Annotated in this window: 7 protein-coding genes; 5 read left to right on the plus strand and 2 right to left on the minus strand. The window is 34.8% G+C overall.

Translation table 11 applies throughout. The features are described from left to right. Both ACTCAF_RS10790 and ACTCAF_RS10795 read right to left on the minus strand, forming a co-directional pair. Positions 1-1,148: MgtC/SapB family protein (locus ACTCAF_RS10790; protein WP_463063285.1), on the minus strand; the 1,148-nt coding region annotated here is incomplete at its 3' end. A gap of 4 nt (positions 1,149-1,152) precedes the next feature. Next, complete coding sequence (locus ACTCAF_RS10795; RefSeq protein WP_463063286.1) at positions 1,153-1,749, minus strand: LolA family protein; 597 nt, start codon at positions 1,747-1,749, stop codon at positions 1,153-1,155. A gap of 56 nt (positions 1,750-1,805) precedes the next feature. Between ACTCAF_RS10795 and ACTCAF_RS10800 the strand changes: the two genes are divergently transcribed. The 5 genes from ACTCAF_RS10800 to ACTCAF_RS10820 all read left to right on the plus strand — a co-directional run. Beyond that, positions 1,806-2,147, plus strand: coding sequence for a response regulator (locus ACTCAF_RS10800; RefSeq protein ID WP_463063287.1), 342 nt, complete (start codon positions 1,806-1,808; stop codon positions 2,145-2,147). A 72-nt stretch (positions 2,148-2,219) separates the two neighbouring features. Next, the gene (locus ACTCAF_RS10805; protein ID WP_463063288.1) at positions 2,220-2,642 is read left to right on the plus strand and encodes an RrF2 family transcriptional regulator; all 423 of its coding nucleotides are present in this window, start codon (positions 2,220-2,222) and stop codon (positions 2,640-2,642) included. A 13-nt stretch (positions 2,643-2,655) separates the two neighbouring features. Then, a complete protein-coding gene (locus tag ACTCAF_RS10810) occupies positions 2,656-3,942 on the plus strand; it encodes an O-acetylhomoserine aminocarboxypropyltransferase/cysteine synthase family protein (RefSeq protein WP_463063289.1) in 1,287 nt (428 codons plus the stop codon). 9 nt (positions 3,943-3,951) lie between these two features. After that, entirely contained in the window at positions 3,952-4,899 is a 948-nt protein-coding gene (gene cysK / locus ACTCAF_RS10815; RefSeq protein ID WP_463063290.1) for a cysteine synthase A, read from the plus strand. A 313-nt stretch (positions 4,900-5,212) separates the two neighbouring features. Then, the coding region (locus ACTCAF_RS10820; RefSeq protein WP_463063291.1) for a glutamate--tRNA ligase family protein at positions 5,213-5,817 on the plus strand (605 nt) is incomplete at its 3' end.

A 5,817-nucleotide genomic window follows, 5' to 3' on the forward strand; every position in this document is an offset into this window, starting at 1 on the left:
ATACTTAAGCCACCTTTTACCAGATTGTTTACCACTGCAGCGACAACAATGCCAAGTATATACACTTCGTTTTGTATATTTTCTGTTGCCATTTTTGAAAGCATCACAGTTATTGCATCCACATCACTTATCCCTGAAAACACAGACAACAAAACAATCCCTTTATTACCAAATTTTTTGCCCATAAAATCTGCAAGAATAATTATAACCCCCAACAAAAAGGCAAATTTCAAGGCAGAAAAAATATTTACAGGATTATCTATCTTTACGTTTTCACCTTTAATGTCATAGCCATTTTTGAAAAATATCGTCGATAAAATTACAAGCAAAATAATACCGGGGGAAATATAAATAAAAATATCTTTAAATAAACCAAAATTGAATATCCATACAAGCACCATTATCCTGATAAACATAATTGTGCATCCAAGCAGTATACACAAAATGAGTATATTTCTAAGCCTTTTATCCTGCCTGTAAAGGTTGGAAAGATTTATCGTAACAGCAGTAGAAGAAACAAATGCACCAATCACAGATGAGATTAAAATACCTTTTTTAACACCTACTACTCTCACCCCTGCATATCCCAAAAATGAAATTCCTGCGATAACTATAACTATTTTAAAAATATCTGAAGGATTAAGAAGCTCAATACCAAAATATGATTTATCTGGCACAACAGGATAAATTATAGAAGCAAGAACCAAAAATTTTAAAATTGCAACAAAGTCTTCCTTTTTCATATTGAAAACAAATTTATGAATCAGAGACTTGTTGGACAAAAATGCGAATAAAACAACCCCTGCAGCTATTCCCAATTTTACTTCGCCCAATGCAATCAAATACGAAGACAAAAAAGTAACCACAAAAGCCACTTCAGTGGTTAGCCCCCTTTCGTCAGTCTTAAAATCACGAATATAACCAAGAACAGCGAAAACAATTGCTCCTATAAACCCCGCCACACCAAAATAATAGCTAAATTTTATACTTAAAAAACCTGAAATATATGCAAAAATACCAACAAGTGAAAATGTCCTGACACCTGCAATTGTCTCCCTGTTGTTCTCACTTTTTATACTGAATTGTCGTTCCAAACCTATCAAAAATGAAATGGCAACCGAAATGAAGAATAAATAGGCTTCATTCATATTATTAATAGTTAAATATTTCAGTATTCAATGGAACTTCCTTTTTAAACTCTGAGTCATCAATCTTTTCATTAATTTTTACGTCCATAAGAGTTATCTCAGTTACATTCCCATTATTGTCTTCACTAAAAATTTTGCTGATATAAATGTCTGAAAACTCAATTATCAAAAATTTCAGCCCTATTTCCGTCTTGGGAATCAGCTTAATTTTATTTTGCTCTACCATTTCAAAATTAAATGTATTTTTAGCCTCTTTCAGGTCAATCAATATCTGAAACACTATGTTGTTTGCTCCGCTTGAAGCAACTTTTTGTCTTATAAGCTGCTCTGTTGAGCTGTCATAATATTCCATTGTATCCTTTGTAAAAAGATAATATTGAGGATATGGTGAAGTATAATCCCACAATATTTTCTCCTTTGCAATTAACCTTATCTTCCCGGTATAACCATCTGTGCCAAAACCTTTTATTGTCGTTTCCTGAAAAAAGTTTGCCTTTAAACTCTTTATCTTGGCAAATTTATCTATAAGACTTTCCACATCAGAAGCATAACTGTTGCCCATAAGAAATGTAAAAAAAAGCAAAAAATATAATAACCTCATTTGAACCTCCGAAAAAATATGTTATATTATAGATATTTTTACAAAGGAGTAAAGAAGTGAGTTTACTTTTACTGGATGACGAAGAAGTTTTTTCAAAAATTTTGGGCATTTTTTGCAAAGAAAAAGGTCTTAAGTTTTACTATGCAAAAAATATTGAAGAAGCAAAAGTAATTGCACAAAACAACAAAGTAAAATATGCAATAATAGACCAATATCTAAAAAATGAAAAAGGTTCCGACTTTGGTCGCTATCTCAAAAATAAATTTCCAGAGATAAAAACAATTATCTGTTCAGGATCAAATAACGATATAAGTGATGAAGAATTAAAATATTTTGATATATCTGTCAATAAATCGGAGCTTGTTACCTTCATCAATGAAGTTTTAATAAAATCATAAAAATCATGTATAATATGATTTTTATATTGACAATTATTTTTTTTGCAATATCATAGCAGCCAAGGAGGAAAAATGAACATTAACGTAAGGACTGTTTACGCAATGATAGCAATTGGCGAGCTTGCCTCAAATCAAGGTAATGATGCTATCAAAGCATCAGATATTTCTGACAAATATGAAATACCGCCAAGGTTTCTGGAAATCACCCTGAACGACCTGAAAACAAACGGTATTATCAATTCCAAAAGAGGCGCAAAAGGTGGATTTTACCTATCAAAGTCCGCTGATTCAATAACCATGCTTGATATAATCAAGGTAACAGAATCATCAAACAAGATATTTGAATGCGAGCCGCTTCAAAACAAAAGCCTGTGCCTATTCAAGGGAATTTTCGAAAATTTGAACAACATAATCAATGATTATTTAAGCAAAATTACTGCAAAAACACTTGCTGAAATTATTCAAAGCAACAACACAAACGATTTCATAATATAAACAGGAGGAATCCATGAAAAACATTGCAAGCAAACTTTTACACGCAGGCTACAGTCCTGATTCTACGGGAGCAAGAGCTGTGCCAATTTACCAGACAACTTCTTATGTGTTCAAATCATCTGAGCATGCTGCCAATCTTTTTGCTCTGAAAGAATTTGGTAACATTTATACAAGGCTTATGAACCCCACCACAGATGTTTTAGAACAAAGACTTGCGGCCCTTCACGGAGGGACTGCCGCAGTAGCCACATCAAGCGGACATGCTGCAATGTTTTATTCGATATTAAACATTACTGATTTAGGAGACAATATTGTGTCCTCATCCAACCTTTATGGTGGTACATACAACCTTTTTAAAAATACATTCAAAAAGCTTGGAAGGGAAGTAAAGTTAATTGACTCAAGCAATCCTGAAAATTATTTAAAAGCAGCCGATGAAAAAACAAAAGCATTTTATATCGAAACCATAGGCAATCCCAAAAACAATGTAAACGATTTTGAAACAATTGCAAAATATGCCCATGACCTAAAAATACCTTTAATTGTAGATAATACAGTTGCCCCATATATATTTAACCCCTTTGACTATGGCGCAGATATAGTTGTCTATTCTATCACAAAGTTTATAACCGGCAACGGCACCAGCATGGGGGGTGCTATCGTTGAAAAAGGGGACTTTGACTGGAGCAGTGGTAAATTTCCTGAGTTTGTTACACCTGATGAATCTTATCATGGCCTTGTGTATTGGGATGCTTTCGGCAATCATGACAGGGCAGTTTTAAGGGGGGCTTGTTTTGCCATAAAAGTAAGACTACAACTATTGAGAGATATTGGGGCTTGCATAAGCCCTTTCAACTCTTTTATGGCAATCGAAGGGCTTGAAACATTGACTTTGAGAATGAAAAAACACTGCGACAATGCCCTTGAAGTGGCAAAATTTTTGGAGAATCACCCAAAGGTTTCATGGGTAAATTATCCTGGACTCCCCTCACACCCTGACCACAAAAATGCCCTTAAATACCTGAAAAAAGGTTTTGGCGCAATTATAGGGTTTGGTATTAAAGGGGGGTATGATGCAGGTATAAAATTTATAGATTCTCTTAAGATGATTTCTCACGTTGCCAATATTGGGGATGCAAGAAGCCTTGTAATACATCCGGCAAGCACAACCCATCAGCAGCTTAGTAAGGAAGACAGGGAAAAAGCCGGTGTAACTGATGATTTTATAAGGTTGTCAGTAGGGATAGAAGAGCCTGAAGATATCATTGAAGATATAAACCAGGCATTAAATAAAATGTAGGAGTTTGACATGAAAAACATATACAATAAAATGTACCAGACAGTGGGGAATACCCCACTTGTCAGGTTAGAAAAGATTTCAAATGAGCTTGGGGTAAATTTTTATGCAAAACTTGAAAGCAGAAATCCAGGGTTTTCTGTCAAAGACAGAATAGCTTACGGCATGCTCAATGATGCAATAATGACAGGGAAATTAAAAGAGGGAATGAATATAATTGAGCCTACAAGTGGCAATACCGGTATTGCACTTGCCATGATGGGGGCATCACTTGGATTTAAAGTGACACTTGTCATGCCCGAATCAATGAGTGTTGAAAGGCGTGCAATGATGAAGTATTACGGAGCAGATTTTATACTTACCCCTGCAGAGAAAGGGATGAAAGGAGCAATTGACAAAGCTTTTGAAGTGTTAAATGAAAATAAAGACAAATATTTTATGCCTCAACAATTTGACAATCCGGCAAATCCAAAAATTCACGAGGCTACCACCGGGCCTGAAATTTTTAGGGACCTGCAGGGGGAAGTGGACTTTTTTGTGGCAGGTGTAGGTACAGGCGGTACAATCACCGGAACAAGTAGATATCTTAAAAGAGTCAGCTTTAAGAGCGTGGTAAGTGTTGCAGTGGAACCTGCAAAAAGCCCTGCTATAACCAGGTACATAAACAAAGAAGATTTTACTCCGTCTCCACACAAAATACAGGGGATTGGTGCAGGCTTTATACCAAGAAACCTTGACCTTAGTGTAGTCGACCATGTTTACACAATGGAAGATGAAGCTGCAATAGAAGCTGCCAAAGAGCTTGCATTTAGCGAGGGGATTGCGGCAGGAATATCATCCGGAGCTAACTTTGAAGCTGCAAAAAGGGTAGCAAAAAATCTTGCCAAAAAAGGTGACAATATTGTATTTATAGTCTGCGATACAGGGGAAAGATATTTGAGCACAGATTTGTTTAAGTAATGTCTAAAAAGATAAATTGCTACAAATGCAAATTTTTCTATATCACATGGGATGAAAATAGGCCTTACGGTTGTAAGGCCTATGGTTTTAAAAGCAAAATAATACCAAGTCAGGTAGTCTTTTCAAGCTCCGGCAAAGAGTGTCTTTCGTTTACACTAAAGTAAATAGTAATTTCAATTTATTTAAAATTAAAGTCAAAAGCCCTTTAATATGAAAAATACGGAAAAACCACAACAAATCTTTTTATTGCAAAAATGACAAATTAATGTATTAATTTTTGCAAATCTTAAACTTAAAATACGGAGTTGTGAATATGTCGAACATATTACCTGAAAAAGGTAGCAATTTTATTGAAGATATAATCATTGAAGATATTAAAAATAATAAGAATAACGGAAAAGTAATAACAAGATTCCCTCCTGAACCAAACGGCTATCTACATATTGGTCATGTTAAATCTGTTTGCCTTAATTTTGGTTTGGCAGAAAAATTTGGTGGAAGATGCAACTTAAGATTTGATGATACCAACCCTGAGAAAGAGAGTGAAGAGTATGTCAAATCTATTATTGAAGATATAAAATGGCTTGGCTTTGACTATGGTGGCAAAGAGCTTTATGCATCTGACTATTTTCAGCAGATGTATGATTATGCGGTGCAGTTGATTAAAAAAGGGAAAGCCTACGTTTGCCATTTAAGTGCAGATGAAATAAGACAATATCGTGGTACACTAACTGAGCCAGGCAAAGAGTCACCCTACAGAAACAGAAGTGTGGAAGAAAATTTGGAACTTTTTGAAAAAATGAAAAACGGTGAATTCAAAGAGGGTGAATGTGTATTAAGGGCTAAAATTGATATGAGCTCACCAAACCTTAACATGAGAGACCCTGTAATGTATAGAATTTCATTTGCTCATCATCA

This window comes from Deferrivibrio sp., from assembly GCF_055117995.1.